Below are 20,730 nucleotides of genomic sequence, written 5' to 3'. Positions count from 1 at the left end.
CGAGCGCACGAGGAGACACCCCAGCATGATCCGGATGACGCTCGCCGAGGTGACGCACGCCGTCGGCGGCACCCTTCAGCTCCATGGCACCGACACCCCGGAGACGGTCGTCTCGGGCACGGTCGACACCGATTCCCGCGAGATGGGGCCCGGCTCCGTCTTCGTCGCCAAGCCCGGCGACGCGACCGACGGCCATCTGTTTGTCGACGCTGCCGTCGCGGCGGGGGCATCCCTCGCGATCGTGCAGCGCCCCGTTGACGCGCCGGTCTCGCAGATCGTGGTGCCAGACGCCGTCGCCGCCCTCGGCGCCCTCGCCCGTGAGGTGGTCGCCCGCGTCCGCGCGCACGGCGGCCTGCAGGTGGTCGGGATCACCGGCTCGAACGGCAAGACGACGACGAAGAACCTGCTCGCCCGCATCCTCCAGGACGAAGGCCCCACCGTCGCCCCCCGGGCGTCGTTCAACAACGAGGTCGGCGCTCCGGTGACGATGCTCCGCGTCACGGAGGACACCCGCTTCCTGGTGAGCGAACTCGGGGCGTCCCGTCCCGGGCGCATCGCCGAACTGGCCGGGCTCATCACGCCCGACATCGGTGCCGTCCTGATGGTGGGCCTCGCCCATGCCGGTGGGTTCGGCGGTGTCGAGGCTACGCAGAAGGCGAAGACCGAACTCGTCCAGGCGCTCCGTCCCGGCGGCACGGCCGTCCTCAACGCCGACGACGCCCGCGTCGCGGCGATGGCCGCCGTCGCCGAGGAGCGCGGCGTCGCCGTCCGCTGGTTCGGGCGGGGTCCGTCGGCCGACGTGCGCGCCGAGGATGTCGACGTCACGGCATCCGGCACGACCGCGACGATCGTCGTCGACGGTCGACGCCTGCCGCTGCACCTGCGGGTGCTGGGCGAGCACCACGTCATGAACGCGCTGGCCGCCATCACCGTCGCCCAGCTGCTGGGAGTGGACCCCGCCGACGCCATCGAGCGGATCGGCACGGTCGAGATCGCCGAGCGCTGGCGGATGCAGCCGCTCGGGAGCGAGCGCGTGCGTGTGATCAACGACGCCTACAACGCCAGTCCGGACTCCATGGCCGCCGCCCTCCGCACCGTCGCGCAGATCACCGCGCCCGGGCAGCGCAAGGTCGCCGTCCTCGGGGCGATGACCGAGCTCGGCGAGCAGGCGGGGGAGGAGCACGACCGCATCGGGCTCCAGGCCGTCCGCCTCCGCTACGAGCGCATCGTCGTGGTCGGTTCCGCCGCCCGGCGCCTGTACCTCGCCGCCATCAGCGAGGGCTCCTGGGACGGCGAGGCCGTGTTCTTCGAGACCGCCGATGAGGCCTACGACTACCTGATGACCGAGCTCCGCGACGGCGACCGCGTGCTCGTGAAGTCCTCGAACGCGGCGGGGCTCAGGTTCCTGGGCGATCGTCTGGGAGAATCGTTCTCGTGAGATCCCTGCTGGCCGCTGCGACGATCTCGCTGGCATTCACCCTGTTCCTCACGCCCTTGTTCATCCGGGTCTTCCGGAAGATCGGGTGGGGCCAGGTCATCCGCACGCCGGAGGACATCAACAACCCGAGCCACCACACCAAGCGCGGGACGCCCACGATGGGCGGCATCGTCTTCATCGTGGGGACGATGGTCGGCTTCTTCGTCGGCAGCTACACGGGGGGTACGGAACCCACCGTGTCCGGCCTGCTCGTCCTCTGGATGATGGTGGGTCTCGGCATCATCGGCTTCATCGACGACTACATGAAGGTCCGGTCGCAGCGCAGCCTCGGACTCTCGGGCTGGCGCAAGATCGTCGGACAGGTGGCCGTTGCCGTCCCGTTCGGCGTGATGGCACTGAACTTCCCGAACCAGTACGGCGAGACCCCGGGCTCCGCCTACATCTCCTTCTTCCGCGACATCCCGACGCTCTCCTTCATGGCGCTCGGGGCGGTCGCCGGCTGGATCCTCTACCTGTTGTGGATCTCGTTCATGTCGGTGGCATGGTCCAACGCATCGAACCTCACCGACGGCCTCGACGGTCTGGCGACCGGTGCGGGGATCTTCACCGTCTCGGCGTACAGCCTGGTCACGTTCTGGCAGCTGCAGCAGCGCTGCCACTCCGCCGCGCTCGCCACCGAGTACACCGCCGCCTGCTACGACACGCGCGACCCCATGGGCCTGACGATCGTCGCGGCGTCCTTCGTCGGAGCCCTGGTCGGCTTCCTCTGGTGGAACGCGCCCAAGGCGAAGCTGTTCATGGGCGACACGGGCTCGATGGCGATCGGCGGCGTGATCGTCGCGATGGCCGTCCTGAGCCGCACCGAGATCCTCTCCGTCATCCTCGCGGGTGTCTTCATCATCGCCCCGGCCTCGGTGATCCTGCAGCGGTACTACTTCAAGGCGACGGGCGGCAAACGCCTCTTCCTCATGAGTCCGTTCCACCACCACCTCGAGATGCGCGGATGGCCTGAGATCACGATCGTCGTCCGGATGTGGGTCATCGCGGGCATCTTCGCGATCTTCGGGGTCGCGCTCTTCTACGTCGGCTGGCTGGCCGCCGTATGAGCGCCGACCTCGCCCGCCTGACGAGCTGGCACGCCGACTGGTCGGGTCTCCGGGTCGTCGTCCTCGGGCTGTCGATGACGGGATTCTCCGTCGCCGACACGCTCGCCGAGCTCGGCGCCGACGTCCTGGTCGTGACCGAGGACGCCGCCGAGGAGTACGCCCGACTCGTCCCCGTCATCGGGGCGCGGCTGTGGCAGGGCCCCCTCGACACCATCCCCGAGGAGCTCACGGCGCACCGTCCCGACGTCGTCGTGGCCTCGCCGGGATTCCCGCCGCACCACCCCGTCGTCGCGTGGGCCCGCGAGGCGGGTGTCGATGTCTGGGGCGACATCGAGCTCGCCTGGCGCGTCCGCGACAAGGTGCTGCGCGCCGACGGGTCGCCCGCGGACTGGGTGCTCATCACGGGGACGAACGGCAAGACCACGACGACACAACTGACGGCCACGATGCTCGTCGCCGGCGGCCTGCGGGCGGCGCCGTGCGGCAACATCGGCGTCCCGGTGCTCGACGCGGTGCGCGACCCGGCCGGGTTCGACGTGCTCGTCATTGAGGTCTCGAGCCACCAGCTCTGGTACCTCGGCCTCCAGGACAGCGACGACCGCGTCTCGCCGTACGCCAGCGTCTGCCTGAACCTCGCCGCCGACCATCTCGAATGGCACGGGTCCTTCGACGCGTACCGCGACGCGAAGGCCGTCGTCTACCAGCTCACCCGGGTCGCCTGCGTCTACAACAAGAGCGACGTTGCGACCCGCGAGATGGTCGAGGAGGCGGAGGTGATCGAAGGATGCCGCGCCATCGGCTTCGATCTCGGCGTCCCGGGGCCGAGCGATCTCGGCGTCGTGGACGGCATCCTCGTCGACCGAGCGTTCCTCGAGGAGCGGCGCACCAACGCGCTCGAGCTCACGACCGTGGCGGAACTCGCCGACGCCGGGCTCGCCGCTCCGCACGTCGTCGCGAACATCCTCGCTGCCGCCGCGCTGGCCCGGTCGCTCGACGTTCCTCCCGCGGCGATCCGCGACGCGCTCCGTGGCTTCCGCCTCGACCCGCACCGGATCGAGGTCGTGGGCGTCGCCGACGGTGTCACCTGGATCGACGACTCCAAGGCGACGAACCCGCACGCCGCGGCATCCTCCCTCCAGGCGTACCCCGGCGCGGTCTGGGTCCTCGGCGGGCTGCTGAAGGGCGTCGACATCGACGACCTCGTCGCCGCGCGCGGTCCCGGGGTGAAGGCCGCGATCGTCATCGGCGTCGAACGGTCCACGATCGTCGCGGCATTCGCGCGACACGCGCCGGCGGTGCCGCTGTTCGAGGTCGACCACGCTCAGACTGAGGACGTCATGACCGAGGTCGTCGCGTTGGCGTCGGACGTCGCGCAGGACGGAGACGTGGTCCTCCTCGCTCCGGCTGCGGCATCGTTCGACCAGTTCGCCTCGTACTCGGATCGCGGCCGGCGCTTCGCCGACGCGGTGAACGCTCGGATGGGAAAGGACGCCGGTGACGACAACAACCGACCGTCCGGCCCCGTCGGATCCGGCTGACCGCGGCTCCTCCGCCTTCACGGCGCGCGTCGCCCTCGGCAAGGTCTTCGCGCCGGTCCCGAGCGAGTTCCTGCTCATCGCCTCGACGGCGCTGATCCTCACGATCTTCGGACTCGTCATGGTGCTGTCGGCGACGATGGCCACGTCCGGCGAGGGCGGGCCCTTCCAGACCGTCATGCGGCAGGCCATGTTCGCGATCCTCGGCGTGCCGCTGATGTTCGTGTTCAGTCGCTTGCCGGTGCTCTTCTGGAAGCGGATCTCCTGGATCGCGCTCGGCCTCGCTCAGGCGTTCCAGCTGCTCGTGTTCACCGGACTCGGTTACGACTTCGACGGAAACCGCAACTGGATCTCGATCGCGGGTGTCCAGGCGCAGCCGTCGGAGTTCCTGAAGCTGGCCTTCGCGCTCTGGCTCGGTTACGTCCTGTACCGCAAGCACACCCTCCTCGGCCTGTGGCGTCACGTCTTCATCCCGGTCGTCCCGGTCTCGATCATGGTCATCGGCTCAGTGCTGGCAGGTAAAGACCTCGGTACGGCGATGATCCTCGTGCTGATCCTGCTGGGGGCGTTGTTCTTCTCGGGGGTGAAGCTCCGGGTGTTCATCATTCCGGTCGTCGTCGCCGTGGTGGTCGTCGCGGTCCTGGCGCTCACGAGCGCGAATCGCATGGCGCGCATCACGAGCTTCCTCGACCCGAACTGTATCGACGACTACTACGACGGCTGTTACCAGCCTCTCCACGGGATCTGGGGTCTGGCGAGCGGCGGTGTCTTCGGCCTCGGCCTCGGGAATTCGCGGGAGAAGTATGCGTGGCTGCCCGCGGCATCCCACGACTACATCTTCGCGATCGTCGGCGAGGAACTCGGCCTCATCGGGTGCATCGTGGTGCTCGCGCTGTTCACGCTGTTCGCGGTCGGCGCCTTCCACGTCATCCGCAAGACCCACGACCCCTTCATCCGCATCGCCGCCGGCGGCATCACCGTCTGGATCGTCGGTCAGGCCCTCATCAACATCGGGGTCGTGCTGCGGGTGTTCCCCGTGCTGGGTGTGCCGCTGCCGTTCATGTCGCAGGGCGGCACGTCGCTCGTCTCGGTGCTGATGGCGTGCGGGGTGCTCCTCGCCTTCGCGCGGACGCTGCCCACCTCGGCGCCGGGCACCGCTCCGACCCGCCGGTAGGCTCGATCCGGTGACCACGTACCTCCTGGCCGGCGGTGGCACCGCGGGCCACGTCAATCCGCTGCTCGCCGTCGCCGACACCCTGATGGCCCGTGACCCGGGCGCGACCGTCCTCGTCCTCGGCACCCGTGAGGGCCTCGAAGCCCGACTGGTGCCGCAGCGGGGATACGAGCTGCTGTTCGTCGACAAGGTCCCCTTCCCGCGTCGACCGGATGCCGCGGCGCTCCGCTTTCCGGCAAGGTTCGCCCGCGCCGTGCGCCAGGTCCGGCACCACATCCGTGAGCGCGCCGTCGACGTCGTCGTCGGCTTCGGCGGGTACGCCTCGGCGCCCGCGTACGTCGCCGCCCGCCGCGCCCGCATCCCCGTGGTCGTCCACGAGGCGAACGCCAAGCCGGGGCTCGCCAACGTGCTCGGCGCGCGGGGGGCCGCGGCATCCGGTGTCGCCTTCGAGGGAACGCCGCTGCGCGGTGCCGAGGTCGTCGGTATGCCGCTGCGCCCCGAGATCGTGAACCTCGACCGCGCCGCGCTGCGCGAGGAGGCGGCTGCGGCCTTCGGGATGGATGCCGATCGGCCCGTCCTCCTCGTCTTCGGCGGGTCGCTCGGGGCGGTGCGGCTCAACCGGGCGTTCGCCGATGCGTGGCAGGACGTCGTCGCGGCGGGGTGGCAGATCCTGCACGCCGCGGGGGAGCGCAACGACATCGCCGACCCTGACGACCCGTCCTACCGGATCGTGCCCTACATCGATCGCATGGACCTCGCGTTCGCCCTCGCCGACGCCGTCGTGTCGCGGTCGGGGGCGGCAACCGTGAGCGAGCTCAGCGCGCTCGGGATCCCGGCCGTCTACGTCCCCTACGCGGTCGGCAACGGCGAGCAGGCCCTCAACGCCGCGTCCGCGGTCGCGGCGGGGGCGGCGGTGCTGATCCCCGATGCCGAGCTGACCGGGGACCGCATCCGTTCGACCGTCGTCCCGCTCCTGTCCGATGCGGCGTCGCTCGAGCGCATGCGCGCCGCCGCGGCGCAGGTCGGGACCCGCACGGGGAGTGAGAACGTCGTCGGGCTGATCGACCGCGCGCTCGCCCGCTGAGCAGCCCGGCACAGCGCGCCGCGGCGTCCCCGCCGCCCACCCCGACCTAGACTTGTCGGGCCATGATTCGCCCCGATCTCACGCTTCCCATCCCCGCGGACATCACCGCCGCCCACTTCATCGGGATCGGCGGTTCCGGGATGTCGGGGCTCGCCGGCATGTTCCTCGATCGCGGCATCCGCGTGTCAGGTTCCGACCGCTCCGACAGCGCGGCCATGCAGGCGCTCGCGGCGCGCGGCGCGGAGGTCCACGTCGGGCACGACGCGGCGAATCTCCCCGACGACGTGGATGCGGTCGTGTTCACGGGCGCCATCTGGCCCGAGAACCCGGAGTACCTGCGTGCGAAGGAGCGGGGCGTGCCCGTGCTGCACCGCTCGCAGGCGCTGCACTGGCTGGTCGGCGGTCGTCGACTGGTGAGCGTCGCCGGCGCGCACGGCAAGACCACCTCGACCGGGATGATCGTCACGGGCCTCCGCGCGAGCGGCGCCGATCCGACCTTCGTCAACGGCGGCGTCATCGCCTCCCTCGGCGTCTCGAGCGGTACCGGGTCCGACGACCTGTTCGTCATCGAGGCCGACGAGTCCGACGGCTCGTTCCTGCTCTACGACACCGCTGTGGCACTCATCACGAACGTCGATCCCGACCACCTCGACCACTGGGGGTCGCGCGAGGCCTTCTACGAAGGTTTCGTGCAATTCGCGGATGCCGCGTCCCAGGCCGTCGTCATCTCCTCCGACGACCCCGGCGCCCGCGAGGTCGCCGCGTCGCTGTCCCACCGGACCGTGGTCACCTTCGGCACGGCCGCCGAGGCGGACGTCCGCGTGAGCGACATCGTCACCGAGGGCCCGGTCTCCTTCACCCTCCACCACGACGGACGCTCGGCGTCGGGCGCCCTGAGCGTCCCCGGAGCGCACAACGCGGTCAACGCGGCCGGCGCTGTCGCCGTGCTCCTCACCCTCGGATACGAGCTCGAGCCGGCGCTGCGCGCGGTCGAGCAGTTCGGCGGCACGATCCGCCGGTTCGAGCTGCACGGCGTCCGCGCGGGTGTGTCGGTCTACGACGACTACGCCCACCACCCGACCGAGGTCGACGCCGCCCTCGCCGCAGCGCGCACCGTCGTCGGGGAGGGGCGCATCATCGCCGTCCACCAGCCCCACACCTACTCCCGCACGCAGGCCATGTACCGCGAGTTCGCGGACGTCCTCGAGTCCCGCGCCGACCACACGGTCGTCCTCGACGTCTACGGCGCCCGCGAGGATCCCGTCCCCGGGGTGACCGGCGCCCTCGTCAGCGGCGCCTTCGCCGATCAGGACCGGGTGCGCTTCGTGGCGGACTGGCAGCAGGCCGCCGAGTACACGGCATCCATCGCCCGCCCCGGCGACTACGTCATCACCCTCGGCTGCGGCGACGTGTACCGCATCATCCCGCAGGTCCTCGACGCCCTCGGGCAGGACTGACCGTGCGGCGGCCGTCCCCCCTGCCGACGACGCCGCCGGCACGTCGAGCCGCCCCGACGGCGGCTCCGCAGCCCGAGCCCGTCGCGCCGCCTCGGGTGGAACCGCCCGTGCGCGACCCCGAACCGGCGCCGGAGCAGGTCACCGAGGTCATCGAGCCCTCGCGGCCGGGCCGCCTCGTCCCGTTCGCTCAGCCGGTGGCCGAGGTCGACGACGTGGAGCCCGGCGAACGGACGCCGGATGCCGAGGGCGACCGCCCGCTCGGTCTGCGCGACGTCTGGGCGGCGGCCCGCGCCCGCCGACGTGCCCTCCGCCGCGAGGTCCGACGGTTCACCGTCCGTCAGCGGCGGCGTCGCTACGCGTGGCTGGCGTCGCTCGCCGCCGTGGTGCTCGTCGGGCTCGGGGCCGTGGCGACCGCCTACAGCCCGTTGTTCGCCGTCTCGAAGATCACCGTCCTGGGCACCGATCGGCTTGACCGCGGTGCCGTCGAGCAGGCGCTCGCGGGGGAGAAGGGCACCCCGCTCGCCCTCGTCGACTCCAGCGCCGTCAAGGCCGCGCTGGTCGGGTTCCCGCTCGTCGAGAGCTACTCCATCGAAGCGCGTCCGCCGCAGGAGCTCGTCGTCCGGATCATCGAACGCACTCCCGTGGGGGTGGTATCGACGCGCGGCGGCTTCTCGCTCGTCGACGCGGCCGGCGTCGTCCTCTCCACCAGCGAGAAGGCACCCGAGGGCTACCCGGTGATCGAGGCGACCGGCGGCGCAGGGTCGCGCGCGTTCCGCGCCGTGGGGGCCGTCTACCGCTCGCTCCCGGCCGACCTGCGGACGCAGGTGACGGCGATGGCGGCGACGACGCCCGACGATGTCACCCTCACGATCGAGGGGGCGGAGGTCGTGTGGGGGAGCTCCGATGACCCCGTCGAGAAAGCCCGCGTCCTGCAGGCCCTGATGATCGCCACGCCTCCGTCCGAGGCCGACGAGTACGACATCTCGTCGCCCGACGCGGTCGTCGTCCGCTGACGCGGAATCAGATCGCGCGACACGCCCGCGTCGCTGCGGCTCCCCGGCGCTGCGCCGCCTACGTTCGGAATCGGGAATTGCATACTCGGCAATTCTTTAAACCTCTGGTTGAGGTTGAAGGTTTGCACTCGAGGTTCAGGACGATACGGAGGCCGGCGTGAGCCAGAACCAGAACTACCTTGCTGTGATCAAGGTCGTTGGCGTGGGTGGTGGCGGTGTCAACGCCGTCAACCGCATGATCGAGCTCGGCCTTCGCGGCGTCGAGTTCATCGCCGTCAACACCGACGCCCAGGCGCTGCTGATGAGCGACGCCGACATCAAGCTCGACGTGGGCCGCGAGCTCACGCGCGGTCTCGGCGCGGGCGCCGACCCCGAGGTCGGCCGTCGTGCCGCCGAGGACCACGCCGAGGAGATCGAGGAAGCCCTCGCGGGCGCCGACATGGTCTTCGTCACGGCGGGCGAGGGCGGCGGTACGGGCACCGGTGGTGCCCCGGTCGTCGCGCGGATCGCGAAGTCGATCGGCGCCCTCACCATCGGTGTTGTCACCAAGCCCTTCTCCTTCGAAGGCCGTCGTCGCCAGACGCAGGCCGAGGCGGGCGTCTCGAAGCTCAAGGAAGAGGTCGACACCCTCATCGTGGTGCCGAACGACCGACTGCTCGAGATCAGCGACCGCGGCATCTCGATGATCGAGGCCTTCGCCACGGCCGACCAGGTGCTGCTCGCCGGTGTGCAGGGCATCACCGACCTCATCACGACGCCCGGTCTCATCAACCTCGACTTCGCCGACGTCAAGTCGGTCATGCAGGGCGCGGGGTCCGCGCTCATGGGCATCGGCTCGGCCCGCGGCGCCGACCGTGCGATCAAGGCAGCCGAACTGGCCGTCGAGTCGCCGCTGCTCGAGGCGTCGATCGAGGGCGCGCACGGCGTGCTGCTGTCGATCCAGGGTGGTTCGAACCTCGGCATCTTCGAGATCAACGACGCCGCGCAGCTCGTCAAGGAGGCCGCGCACCCCGAGGCCAACATCATCTTCGGTACCGTCATCGACGACACCCTGGGCGACGAGGTCCGGGTCACGGTCATCGCGGCCGGCTTCGACGGCGGCGAGCCCCAGGTGAAGGTCGAGCCGATCACGGCCAGCCGCCCGGCATCCGCTCCCGTGCTGCCGCCGCTGCCCGCCGACACGGTCGCGCGCGACCTCGCCGCGGCGGAGAACAGCGGACGCGAGTCGGTGTCGGTGTCGGCGCCCGCGTCGTCGTCGAGCGACTACGACTCGGCGTTCGGCGATGACGACCTCGACATCCCCGACTTCCTGAAGTAACGCCGTCGTGGATCTTCGTTCGCGGCTCGCCGACATCGACGCGCGCATCTCTGATGCCGCGCGGTCGGCGGGCCGCGATCCCGCGACGATCACGCGGATCGTCGTCACGAAGTTCCATCCCGTCGAGCTCGTGCAGGATCTCGCCGCCTTCGGCGTCACCGACGTCGGCGAGAACCGGCAGCAGGAACTCAGCGCCAAACGCGCCGACTACGCGGGCCCGGCGCTGCGCTGGCACTTCATCGGCCAGGCGCAGACGAACAAGGCGAAAGCGGTGCGTCGGGATGCCGACGCGGTGCACTCCCTCGACCGCGCGCGGCTCGCCGACGCGCTCCACGGCGCCCGCGCCGAGGGCGACGAGAGCGTGCTCGACGTCCTGATCCAGGTCAACCTCACCGATGACCCGGGTCGCGGGGGCGTCCAGCCGTCGGGTGTCGAGGAGCTCGCCGAGCACGTCTCGGCATCCTGCCCCTCGTTGCGTTTGCGGGGCGTGATGGCCGTCGCCCCGCTCGACGAGGACCCCGCCGCGGCCTTCGCCCGGCTCGCGGATCACGCCGCACGGCTGCGCCGTGTGGTGCCGGATGCCGACTGGATCTCCGCCGGAATGACCGGCGACTTCGCCGAGGCGATCGCCGCGGGTGCGACACACCTGCGCATCGGTTCGGCAATCACAGGCCCGAGGCCCCTGCACGGTTAGCCTCATCACAGACGAGCAATACGGAGGATGCGATGTCGAACCCGCTCAAGAAGACCATGGTGTACCTGGGCCTCGCCGACGAGGAAGAGGTCTACGAGGAGCCGGCTCCCCGCCGCGAGAGCCGGGAGAAGCAGGTCGAGAACAAGACCGCCCCGGTGACGCCCATCCACCGTCCGGCCGTCGTGCGTCAGCCCGCGCCGGCCACCGTGAGCGAGATCGTCACGGTGCACCCGAAGCAGTACCGCGACGCGCAGATGATCGCCGAGAACTTCCGCGACGGCATCCCCATCATCATCAACCTCTCGCAGATGAGCGATGCGGACGCCCGCCGCCTCATCGACTTCGCGAGCGGACTCTCGCTGGGTCTGTACGGCCGCATCGAGCGCGTGACGAGCAAGGTCTTCCTGCTCTCTCCCGAGAACGTCGCGGTCTCCGGCGAGGGGGCGATCGCCCAGGGCGACGCCGACTCCGCCCCCTTCACGCACTGACGTCGTGTCGGTCATCGGCCTCATCGCCGGGATCCTCAACGCGCTCCTGCTCATCTACGTGCTGTTCCTCCTGGCACGTCTGGTGTTGGAGTACATCCCGATGTTCAACCGGGAGTGGCGTCCGCGCGGCGGCTGGCTCGTCTTCGCCGAGGTCGTGTTCACCGTGACCGACCCGCCGCTGAAGTTCTTCCGCCGCTTCATACCGCCGCTGCGCATCGGTCCCATCGCGCTCGATCTCGCCTTCCCGATCACGATGCTGTGCTGCTTCGTGCTCCTGTCCGTCACGCAGGTGCTGAGCCGCGTGTGAGGTCGTCGTCGTCGCACCCACGACAGCCGCGGACTATGCTGTCGGGGTACGGCTCGCGCCTCGCGGGTCTTCATTGACCGGCCCGCTTCCTGAGCCCCGAAAGAGGAAAGACACATGCCTTTGACTCCCGAAGACGTCGTCACCAAGCAGTTCCAGCATGTTCGTTTCAAGGAGGGTTTCGACCCGGACGAGGTCGATGACTTCCTCGACGAGATCGTCGTCGAGTGGCGCAAGACGATCGCCGAGAACGAGGAGCTGAAGGCGAAGCTCGCCGCGTACGAGTCCGGCGAGACCCCCGCTCCGGAGGCCGCCGCCTCCACCGCCGAGGAAGAGGTCGTCGAGGAGGCCCCGGCTCCGGCCGAGCCCGTCGCCGAGACCCCCGCAGCCGGAGCGACCGCTCCTGCGGCCGCGTCCGCCGGCATCATCGAGCTGGCGCAGCGCCTGCACGACGAGCACGTGGCCGAGGGCAAGGCGCAGAAGGAGAAGCTCATCTCCGAGGCGCAGGCCGAGGCCGACGCCATCCTCAACGAGGCCCGCACCAAGGCCAAGGACGAGCTCACCCGCCTCGAGAGCGAGCGCGGCACCCTCGAGGGTCGCATCAGCGAGTTGCGTCAGTTCGAGCGCGACTACCGCGTCCAGCTGCGCGGCTTCATCGAGGAGAAGCTGCGCGATCTCGACGTCGCCGGCACCTCGGGCTCGACGCCCATCCCCGCGTCCTGACCGCTCGCACATTGTCGAGCCGAACGTCCGCGTCCCGGACGACACTGCGCGCCGCAGCGGCCGGCACCACCATCGCGATCCTCGCGGTGCTGGTGCTGGCCGCTGACCAGTTCACGAAGTTCCTCGCTCTCGAGAACCTGCCCGAGCGGCAGGCCGTCCCGGTGCTCGGGGACTTCCTCCAGCTCTACCTGACCTTCAACCCCGGCGCGGCCTTCTCGCTCGGGGAGGGCGTCACCTGGGTCTTCACCCTCGTGCTCGCCGCCGCGGCCGTCACGATCATCGTCCTCGCCGTGACCCGCGTGCGGTCGCGGGCGTGGGCCATCGTCCTCGGGCTGCTGCTCGGCGGCATCCTCGGCAACCTGGGTGACCGACTGTTCCGCGCACCCGGATTCCTCGTGGGGCACGTCGTCGACTTCATCCACACGCCGTGGCTCTGGCTGGGCTTCCCCTCGGCCATCTACAACGTCGCCGACTCCTTCATCGTCACGATGATGCTCGCCGTCGCGATCCTGGTCCTGCTCGGCGTCCGTTTCGACGGGTCGCGGGAGAAGGATGCCGCGGCGGCGACGGCGGACGACGAGGAGCAGCCGGCATCCGCCGATCCCCATGCCCAGCCGTAGCCTCCCCGTCCCGGACGGCCTCGACGGCACCCGGGTCGACGCCGCGCTGGCCAAGCTGCTCGGTTTCTCACGCACGTTCGCGGCCGAGGTTGCCGAGGGTGGGGGAGTCGAACTCGACGGGCGCACCGTCGGCAAGTCCGACAAGCTCGTCGCCGGGGGCTGGTTGCAGGTCGACTGGGAGGACAAGCGGGGTCCCGAGATCGTCCCCATCGCGGTACCCGACCTCGGCATCGTCCACGACGACGACGAGATCGTCGTCGTCGACAAGCCCGCCGGTGTCGCCGCGCACCCCTCGCTGGGATGGGAGGGTCCGACGGTCGTCGGCGCCCTCGCCGCCGCAGGGTTCCGCATCGCCACCTCCGGCGCTCCCGAGCGTCAGGGCGTCGTGCACCGCCTGGATGTGGGCACGAGCGGCCTGATGGTCGTCGCGAAGACCGAGCGCTCCTACACCGCGCTGAAGCGGGCGTTCAAGGAACGCGAGGTCGACAAGATCTACCACACGGTCGTGCAGGGCCACCCCGACCCGCTGGTGGGGACCATCGACGCGCCCATCGGCCGTCACCCCAGCCACTCGTGGAAGTTCGCGGTCACGCCCGAGGGCAAGGACTCGGTGACGCACTACGAAACGCTCGAGGCGTTCCCCCGTGCCTCGTTGCTCGAGGTGCACCTCGAGACCGGGCGCACGCACCAGATCCGCGTGCACATGGCCGCCCACCGGCATCCGTGCGTCGGCGATCCCCTCTACGGAGGGGACCCGACGCTCGCCCAGCGCCTGGGGCTGACGCGGCAGTGGCTCCACGCCCACGAACTGTCCTTCGCGCACCCCGCGACGGGGGACTGGTCGACGTTCCGCTCGGACTACCCGGCGGACCTCGCCCACGCTCTGGAGATCCTGCGCGACCAATCGTGAACCGTTCGCCGCGTCGCGGTGAATATGAAGTGTGACCACCGACAGCAGCATCATCCGGCGCTCCCTCAGCGACCCGCCGGCGTTCGCGGAGCTGTTCGAGCGGCACGCGAGTGCGATCGGCAGGTTCGCGGCGCAGCGCGTGGGTTCGGACGGCGGGCAGGACGTCCTCAGCGAGACCTTCCTCATCGCGTTCCGCAAGCGCGACCGCTTCGACCATGCGTGGGAATCGGCGCGGCCGTGGTTGTTCGGCATCGCCACCCGCGTCATCCGTCGGATGACCGCGCGGGATGCGCGGCAGTGGCGGGCCATCGCGGCCTCCGCGGCCGTCGCGGAAGCCGGACACGCCGACGGCGCGTCGCGATCGGATGACCGCATCGACGCGGGCTCCGCGATGCGCGGGCTCGCGGACCGGATCGCGGCGCTCCCCTCCGGGGATCGCGACGTCCTCCTTCTGCACGCGTGGGGCGACCTGACCTACGAGCAGATCGGGGTCGCCCTCGGCATCCCGGTGGGGACCGTCCGTTCCCGCCTCAATCGTGTCCGGCGGCGCCTCCGCGTCCCCGAGCTCACTACGACCCTCGGAGAGGAGGGGAACCATGGACGCGCTGTCGAACAGGGTGCGTGATCTCGCCCCGAACGTGGAACCGACCCGGGAGGCCGTCGCGGCGGCCCGCGAGCAGCTCGCCCGGGCCATCGCCGCGGAGCCCGCGGGGGCCCGGCGACGGACCTGGCGGTTGCCGGCGCTCCCGGCGGTGAACCTGCGTCTGCTGACCGCTGCCGTCGCCGTCGTGACCGTCGCGGTGATCGCCGTCGGCGCCTTCGTCGCCACACAGGTGCTGTCCCGTCCCGAGATCGCGGCGCCCCCCGCCGTCGATCTCTCCCGCCCCGTGCAGGACCAGCTGGACGGTCGTACGCTCCGGATCGCGACCGTGACGGAGGGCCCGCAGCGGTACGACCTCCCGGACGGTAGCGCCTCGTCCGACAGTTACCTGCTCGTGCGCAGCGTCAGTGCGTCGTACGTGTCGGCCGATGGGAGCGTGACGCACGTCTTCGAGGATGAGCCCTCGTCCCTCGTGAGCACGCACGGACCCGACGGCCCTGCGATGGCGGAGTCGTTCGTCGCCGGCTCGGACCGCAGCGTGCAGGAATCCACCCGCATCCCGGAGGGGTGGACGGAGGGGTTGCCTGTCGACGGGCAGGGGATCCTCGATGCCTTCGCCGAGCGCCACGGGCTGGATGCCGCCGCGGCGATGGCCGAGTCGGTGCCGACCTTCCTGGTGTACGTGCTGCCCGATCCGGCCTGGTACTTCCTGACCGTGGCGCAGCGGGAGGCGGTCGTGGACACCGTCGTCGCCGGTGGCGGCCTCAGCCGGAGCGCGGAGGGGGCGGACATCGTCCTCTCCGCAGACGACGACCTGCTCGGTGTGACGCGGATGGCGCGGGACAGTCTGGTCCCGGTCAGCGGCTCTACGCCCTCGTGGGCGGGAGACGGACTCCCCGCGACGACATGGACGAACGAGGTGTCGTTCGTGGACGCGACTCCGTCGCAGAGCGAGCCGGATGCTGCGCCGACCTCCGCGTGCGGTGGTGTGCCCATCCCGGACTCGGCGTACGCCGGCACCGGGCTGAGCAGTCTGCTCGACGACAACGGTCGTGCCGCGATCGCGGGGCAGGGTGTCCCCGAGCTCGGCGAGGAGGAGTGGGCCCCCGTCGAGCAGTCCGAGGACCGGGTCGTCCTCTGGTCGTGGAGCCTTCACGACGGCTCCACGCCGCGGGATCCCGAGCCCGGCGAGCCGGCTGCGACGCACGAAGTCTTGACCATCAGCCGAGACGCAGGCGGCGCCTGGGTAGTGACGGACTGGTCGCAGTGCCTCATGACCCAGCTGGTCGACGGGTACCGGACCGTGGACGTCGCCCTCGACGCGGCCGCCGCCGATCCGGCGGCGGCGCGTCTGCCGCTGCTCGTCTCCGAGGGCGGATGCCCGGTGGACGCCGCGGCGATAGAGCTGCTCCAGGAGAACCAGAACACCGACGTCGTCGAGGTCCTGGTCGCGCTGCGGGACGATGTCCAGACACCCGCGTGTGTGGATTCCGGCGCGACACCCTTCACGATCGACCTCGACGAACCGCTCGGCTCGCGGCCCGTCATCGACCTCGCCTACCTCGAAGGTCGCAACCTCCGGGTCCCGTGAGGGGTGCGGGCGTCGGTGGCAGGCGACATCCTGCTGCCATGACCATCGACGTCCACCCCGCCACCTCGTTCGACGACGTCGCGACGATGGTGGGGCCGAAGCGTCCCGACGCCAACGTCTGCTGGTGCCTGAGCTACCGGCTCCCCGGCCCCGAGCACCGGTCGCTGTCCGGCCGCGCGCGCGGCGAACGGATGCGGGAGCTCGTCGCCGAGGGGCCGCCAGGCGTCCTCGCGTACGACGGCGATGACGTCGTGGGATGGGCAGCGATCCATCGCCGCGCCGACACCTCGTTCGCGACGAACCGGCGGATCCCGCACGTCGACGACCTCGACGTGTGGTCGGTGTGGTGCATCCGCGTCCGTCCGGGGCATCGCGGGAAGGGTATCTCCCACGCCCTGTTGGCGGGCGCGGTGGAGTTCGCGAGGTCGCAGGGTGCGCCGGCGATCGAGGGGTACCCCGTCGACAACAGGGGCGAGAAGGTCGACCTCACGATGGCCTACGTCGGCACCCGAAGCCTGTTCGAACGGGCCGGCTTCGTGAAGGCCGCCGACACCGATTCGGTGCTGAACGGGTTCCCGCGTGTCCTGATGCGCCTCGATCTCGCTGACGGTCAGCGGCCGCCGGCGAAGCTCGCGGGGTCGTCCTCCGCGATCGCAAGCGCGATCTTCCGGACGTGGGTCTGATCGACGTCGATCAGCTCGCCGAGCCCGAACCACCCGACGTCGGTGAGTTCTCCGTCGGCGGGATGCGGCTCGCCCGAGACCCAGTCGCAGCGGAAGACGAGGTCGAGGTAGTCCACCTGGTCGCCGTTGGTGTACTCGATGCGGGGGATCTGCTGCACGGCGGCCAGGCGGGTCGCTCGCACGACGATCCCGGCCTCCTCGCGACACTCCCGGACCGCCGCGTCGGCGGGCTCCTCGCCGGGGTCGACGATGCCCGAGACGGGCTGCCACGAACCGTTGTCCGCCCGCCGTCCGATGAGCACCTTCTCGTCACGGAAGACGATCGCGGTGACGCCGACGAGGGGGAGGGGAGCGGTGCCGATCTTCTCGCGGAGGGCGAGGACGAACTCGGGAGTGGCCATGCCGACCAGCCTAGGTCCCGTGTCGGACCCGGAACGTAGACTCGATCCGTGGCATCCGATTCCTTCGTCCATCTGCACGTGCACAGCGAATACTCGATGCTCGACGGGGCCGCGAAGATCGGCGCGATGACGCAGGCGGCAGCCGAGTACGGGATGCCGGCGATCGCCGTCACCGACCACGGCAACACGTTCGCGGCCTTCGAGTTCTACCGTGCCGCCCAGTCCGCCGGCGTCAAGCCGATCATCGGTCTCGAGGCCTACGTCACCCCGGGCACCCACCGCAGCGACAAGTCCCGCGTCGCCTGGGGCTCGCCCGACCAGAAGAGCGACGACGTCTCGGGTTCCGGTGCCTACACCCACATGACGATGTGGAGCCAGAGCACGGAGGGGATGCACAACCTCTTCCGGCTCAGTTCGCTCTCGAGCATCGAGGGCTACTACTTCAAGCCGCGCATGGACCGCGAGCTGCTGCAGACCTACGGCAAGGGACTGATCGCCACGACCGGCTGCCCGTCGGGGGAGGTGCAGACCCGCCTGCGTCTCGGGCAGTACGAGGCGGCGCGGGCCGCGGCCGCCGAGTTCCAGGACATCTTCGGCAAGGAGAACTACTTCGCCGAGATCATGGACCACGGGCTGTCGATCGAGCGTCGTGTCATGACCGACCTCATCCGGCTCTCGAAGGACCTCGGCATCCCGCTCGTCGCGACCAACGACTCGCACTACACGCATCAGCACGAGGCCGACGCGCACGCCGCCCTCCTCTGCGTGCAGTCCGGCTCGACCCTCGACGACCCGAACCGTTTCAAGTTCGACGGCGACGGGTACTACATCAAGACGGCCCAGGAGATGCGTCAGCTGTTCCGCGACCATCCCGAGGCCTGCGACAACACGCTCCTCATCGCCGAGCGCTGCGAGGTCGAGTTCAACACCTCCGCCAACTACATGCCGCGCTTCCCGGTGCCCGAGGGCGAGACCGAGGACAGCTGGCTGATCAAGGAGGTCGAGGCCGGCCTCCACTACCGGTACCCCGACGGCATCCCCGACCGGGTGCGCAAGCAGGCGGAGTACGAGACCGGCATCATCCTCCAGATGGGTTTCCCGGGGTACTTCCTCGTCGTCGCCGACTTCATCAACTGGGCCAAGGACAACGGCATCCGCGTCGGTCCCGGCCGCGGTTCCGGTGCCGGTTCGATGGTCGCGTACGCCATGCGCATCACCGACCTCGACCCGCTCGAGCACGGTCTGATCTTCGAGCGGTTCCTCAACCCCGACCGCGTCTCGATGCCCGACTTCGACGTCGACTTCGACGACCGTCGCCGTGGCGAGGTCATCGACTACGTGACCGAGAAGTACGGCTCCGAGCGCGTCGCGCAGATCGTCACGTACGGCACGATCAAGTCGAAGCAGGCGCTGAAGGATGCCGGTCGTGTCCTCGGCTTCCCCTTCTCCATGGGCGAGCGGCTCACCAAGGCCATGCCGCCGCCCGTCATGGGCAAGGACATGGAGCTCGGCGGCATGTTCGACCCGAAGCATCCGCGGTACAAGGAGGCGAGCGAGTTCCGCTCGCTCATCGACACCGATCCCGAGGCGAAGACCGTCTTCGACCGCGCGATCGGCCTCGAGGGCCTGAAGCGGCAGTGGGGTGTCCACGCCGCCGGTGTCATCATGTCGAGCGAACCGCTGATCGACATCATCCCGATCATGCGCCGCGAGCAGGACGGCCAGATCGTCACGCAGTTCGACTACCCGTCGTGCGAGACCCTCGGGCTCATCAAGATGGACTTCCTGGGGCTCCGCAACCTCACGATCATCTCGGACGCCCTGGACAACATCCGCAGCAACCGCGGCGAGGAACTCGACCTCGAGCACCTCGAACTCGACGACCGCGCCGCGTACGACCTGCTCAGCCGCGGCGACACGCTCGGCGTCTTCCAGCTCGACGGCGGCCCGATGCGCTCGCTCCTGCGCCTCATGAAGCCCGACAACTTCGAGGACATCTCGGCCGTCATCGCGCTGTACCGACCGGGTCCGATGGGCGCGAACTCGCACACCAACTACGCGCTGCGCAAGAACGGCGTGCAGCCGATCACGCCCATCCACCCCGAGCTCGAAGAGCCGCTGCGCGAGATCCTCGACACGACCTACGGCCTGATCATCTATCAGGAGCAGGTCATGGCGATCGCGCAGAAGGTGGCCGGCTTCTCGCTCGGTCAGGCGGACATTCTGCGCCGCGCGATGGGCAAGAAGAAGAAGTCCGAGCTCGACAAGCAGTACGAGGGCTTCTCGGGGGGCATGAAGGAACGCGGCTTCGGTGAGGCCGCGATCAAGGCCCTTTGGGACATCCTGCTGCCGTTCTCCGACTACGCCTTCAACAAAGCCCACTCCGCCGCCTACGGACTCGTCTCCTACTGGACCGCGTACCTGAAGGCCCACTATCCGGCCGAGTACATGGCCGCCCTCCTGACGAGCGTCGGCGACTCGAAGGACAAGATGGCGGTGTACCTCAACGAGTGCCGCCGCATGGGCATCCGCGTCCTCCCGCCCGACGTTGGGGAGTCGATCCGGTACTTCGCCGCCGTCGGTGGGGACATCCGCTTCGGTCTGGGCGCCGTCCGCAACGTCGGCAGCAACGTCGTCGACGGCATCGTCGCCGCCCGGGCGGACGGCCCCTACACGAGCTTCCACGACTTCCTCGCGAAGGTCCCCGCCCACGTCGCCAACAAGCGCACAGTGGAGTCCCTCATCAAGGCCGGCGCGTTCGACTCGCTCGGCTCGACCCGGCGCGCGCTCATGGAGATCCACGAGGACGCCACCGAGCAGGCCGTGCTCGACAAACGGCGCGAGGCCAACGGCGAGGTCGGTTTCGACTTCGACAGCCTGTGGGGCGACGACGAGCCGCAGCAGGTCGCCCGCGTCCCCGAGCGTCCCGAGTGGACCAAGAAGGACAAGCTCGCCTTCGAGCGCGAGATGCTCGGGCTCTACGTGTCGGACCACCCGCTCGCCGGGCTCGAGATCCCGCTCGCCAAACACGCGTCGACGTCGATCCACGACCTGCTCGTCTCCGAGGACATCTCCGACGGCGACATCGTCACGATCGCGGGCCTGGTCACCAGCGTGCAGCACCGCGTCGCGAAGCAGAGCGGCAATCCGTACGGCATGATCACCGTGGAGGACTTCGACGGCGAGGTGACCGTCATGTTCATGGGCAAGACGTACACCGAGTTCCAGTCGATGCTGCAGGCCGACTCGATCCTCGTCGTGCGCGGACGCGTCTCGCAGCGCGACGACGGGCGCAACCTCCACGGGCAGTCCGCGTTCGTCCCGGATCTCGGATCGGTGGATGCCGCCGGCCCCCTCGTCCTCCTGCTCCCCGAGCACCGGGCGACCGAGACGACGATCGGTCAGCTCGCCGCCGTCCTCGACCGGCATCCGGGCAGCACCGAGGTGACCCTGAAGCTCCACCGCGGCGGCGTCGCGAAGGTCTTCGAGGTGCCCGCGCAGGTGGGCGTGACGGTCGACCTCTACGGCGAGTTGAAGGGTCTGCTGGGACCCCAGTGTCTCGGCTGAGTCGTCCACAGCCCGCGGGGTAG

General features: G+C 70.0%; 19 protein-coding genes. 18 read left to right on the top strand and 1 reads right to left on the bottom strand.

Annotated elements, in window-relative coordinates:
- The first annotated feature begins 25 nt into the window (after window positions 1-25).
- The 17 genes from AYL44_RS06325 to AYL44_RS06245 all read left to right on the top strand — a co-directional run bounded on the left by AYL44_RS06325 (window position 26) and on the right by AYL44_RS06245 (window position 16,739).
- Window positions 26-1,438, top strand: a complete 1,413-nt coding sequence (locus AYL44_RS06325; protein WP_064002344.1) for a UDP-N-acetylmuramoyl-tripeptide--D-alanyl-D-alanine ligase — start codon at window positions 26-28, stop codon at window positions 1,436-1,438.
- A complete protein-coding gene (gene mraY / locus AYL44_RS06320) occupies window positions 1,435-2,544 on the top strand; it encodes a phospho-N-acetylmuramoyl-pentapeptide-transferase (RefSeq protein WP_064002343.1) in 1,110 nt (369 codons plus the stop codon). The genes AYL44_RS06325 and mraY overlap by 4 nt, the downstream gene beginning before the upstream one ends.
- Window positions 2,541-4,082, top strand: coding sequence for a UDP-N-acetylmuramoyl-L-alanine--D-glutamate ligase (gene murD / locus AYL44_RS06315; RefSeq protein WP_064002342.1), 1,542 nt, complete (start codon window positions 2,541-2,543; stop codon window positions 4,080-4,082). Before mraY ends, murD begins: the two co-directional genes overlap by 4 nt.
- Window positions 4,039-5,253 carry a putative lipid II flippase FtsW gene (gene ftsW, locus AYL44_RS06310; protein ID WP_064002341.1) on the top strand — a complete coding sequence of 405 codons (1,215 nt, stop codon included), beginning with the start codon at window positions 4,039-4,041 and terminating at the stop codon, window positions 5,251-5,253. The genes murD and ftsW overlap by 44 nt, the downstream gene beginning before the upstream one ends.
- Window positions 5,254-5,263: 10 nt before the next feature.
- Window positions 5,264-6,337 (top strand): UDP-N-acetylglucosamine--N-acetylmuramyl-(pentapeptide) pyrophosphoryl-undecaprenol N-acetylglucosamine transferase, encoded by a 1,074-nt coding sequence (locus AYL44_RS06305; protein ID WP_064002340.1) that lies wholly within the window; start codon window positions 5,264-5,266, stop codon window positions 6,335-6,337.
- Between the two features lie 62 nt (window positions 6,338-6,399).
- Entirely contained in the window at window positions 6,400-7,794 is a 1,395-nt protein-coding gene (gene murC, locus AYL44_RS06300; RefSeq protein ID WP_064002339.1) for a UDP-N-acetylmuramate--L-alanine ligase, read from the top strand.
- Window positions 7,795-7,901: 107 nt separating this feature from the next.
- Entirely contained in the window at window positions 7,902-8,807 is a 906-nt protein-coding gene (locus AYL44_RS06295; RefSeq protein WP_231872734.1) for a cell division protein FtsQ/DivIB, read from the top strand.
- A 157-nt stretch (window positions 8,808-8,964) separates the two neighbouring features.
- Entirely contained in the window at window positions 8,965-10,125 is a 1,161-nt protein-coding gene (gene ftsZ / locus AYL44_RS06290) for a cell division protein FtsZ (RefSeq protein ID WP_064002337.1), read from the top strand.
- A gap of 7 nt (window positions 10,126-10,132) precedes the next feature.
- Complete coding sequence (locus AYL44_RS06285; RefSeq protein ID WP_064002336.1) at window positions 10,133-10,819, top strand: YggS family pyridoxal phosphate-dependent enzyme; 687 nt, start codon at window positions 10,133-10,135, stop codon at window positions 10,817-10,819.
- A 32-nt stretch (window positions 10,820-10,851) separates the two neighbouring features.
- Window positions 10,852-11,307, top strand: a complete 456-nt coding sequence (locus tag AYL44_RS06280) for a cell division protein SepF (protein WP_064002335.1) — start codon at window positions 10,852-10,854, stop codon at window positions 11,305-11,307.
- Window positions 11,308-11,311: 4 nt separating this feature from the next.
- Window positions 11,312-11,614 carry a YggT family protein gene (locus AYL44_RS06275; protein WP_064002334.1) on the top strand — a complete coding sequence of 101 codons (303 nt, stop codon included), beginning with the start codon at window positions 11,312-11,314 and terminating at the stop codon, window positions 11,612-11,614.
- A 114-nt stretch (window positions 11,615-11,728) separates the two neighbouring features.
- Window positions 11,729-12,334 (top strand): DivIVA domain-containing protein, encoded by a 606-nt coding sequence (locus tag AYL44_RS06270; RefSeq protein ID WP_064002333.1) that lies wholly within the window; start codon window positions 11,729-11,731, stop codon window positions 12,332-12,334.
- Window positions 12,335-12,345: 11 nt separating this feature from the next.
- Window positions 12,346-12,954, top strand: a complete 609-nt coding sequence (gene lspA, locus AYL44_RS06265; protein WP_064002332.1) for a signal peptidase II — start codon at window positions 12,346-12,348, stop codon at window positions 12,952-12,954.
- Window positions 12,941-13,864 (top strand): RluA family pseudouridine synthase, encoded by a 924-nt coding sequence (locus AYL44_RS06260; RefSeq protein WP_064002331.1) that lies wholly within the window; start codon window positions 12,941-12,943, stop codon window positions 13,862-13,864. Before lspA ends, AYL44_RS06260 begins: the two co-directional genes overlap by 14 nt.
- 31 nt (window positions 13,865-13,895) lie before the next feature.
- Window positions 13,896-14,489, top strand: a complete 594-nt coding sequence (locus AYL44_RS06255; protein ID WP_064002330.1) for an RNA polymerase sigma factor — start codon at window positions 13,896-13,898, stop codon at window positions 14,487-14,489.
- Entirely contained in the window at window positions 14,461-16,056 is a 1,596-nt protein-coding gene (locus AYL44_RS06250) for a hypothetical protein (protein ID WP_064002329.1), read from the top strand. The genes AYL44_RS06255 and AYL44_RS06250 overlap by 29 nt, the downstream gene beginning before the upstream one ends.
- A 38-nt stretch (window positions 16,057-16,094) precedes the next feature.
- On the top strand, window positions 16,095-16,739 hold the full coding sequence (locus tag AYL44_RS06245) for a GNAT family N-acetyltransferase (protein WP_082886107.1): 645 nt from the start codon (window positions 16,095-16,097) through the stop codon (window positions 16,737-16,739).
- Here AYL44_RS06245 and AYL44_RS06240 read toward each other — a convergent pair.
- A complete protein-coding gene (locus AYL44_RS06240; protein WP_064002328.1) occupies window positions 16,667-17,140 on the bottom strand; it encodes an NUDIX hydrolase in 474 nt (157 codons plus the stop codon). The two genes, AYL44_RS06245 and AYL44_RS06240, sit on opposite strands and share 73 nt — an antisense overlap.
- Before the next feature lie 48 nt (window positions 17,141-17,188).
- Here AYL44_RS06240 and dnaE point away from each other — a divergent pair, with 48 nt between their 5' ends.
- The gene (gene dnaE, locus AYL44_RS06235) at window positions 17,189-20,707 is read left to right on the top strand and encodes a DNA polymerase III subunit alpha (protein ID WP_082886106.1); all 3,519 of its coding nucleotides are present in this window, start codon (window positions 17,189-17,191) and stop codon (window positions 20,705-20,707) included.
- Window positions 20,708-20,730 lie beyond the last annotated feature (23 nt).

The sequence above is a fragment of the Microbacterium oleivorans genome (assembly GCF_001644225.1).
Classification (GTDB): domain Bacteria; phylum Actinomycetota; class Actinomycetes; order Actinomycetales; family Microbacteriaceae; genus Microbacterium; species Microbacterium gawkjiense.
The sequence above is the reverse complement of the archived record's forward strand: the minus strand, read 5'-3'. Positions and strand labels throughout refer to the sequence as shown.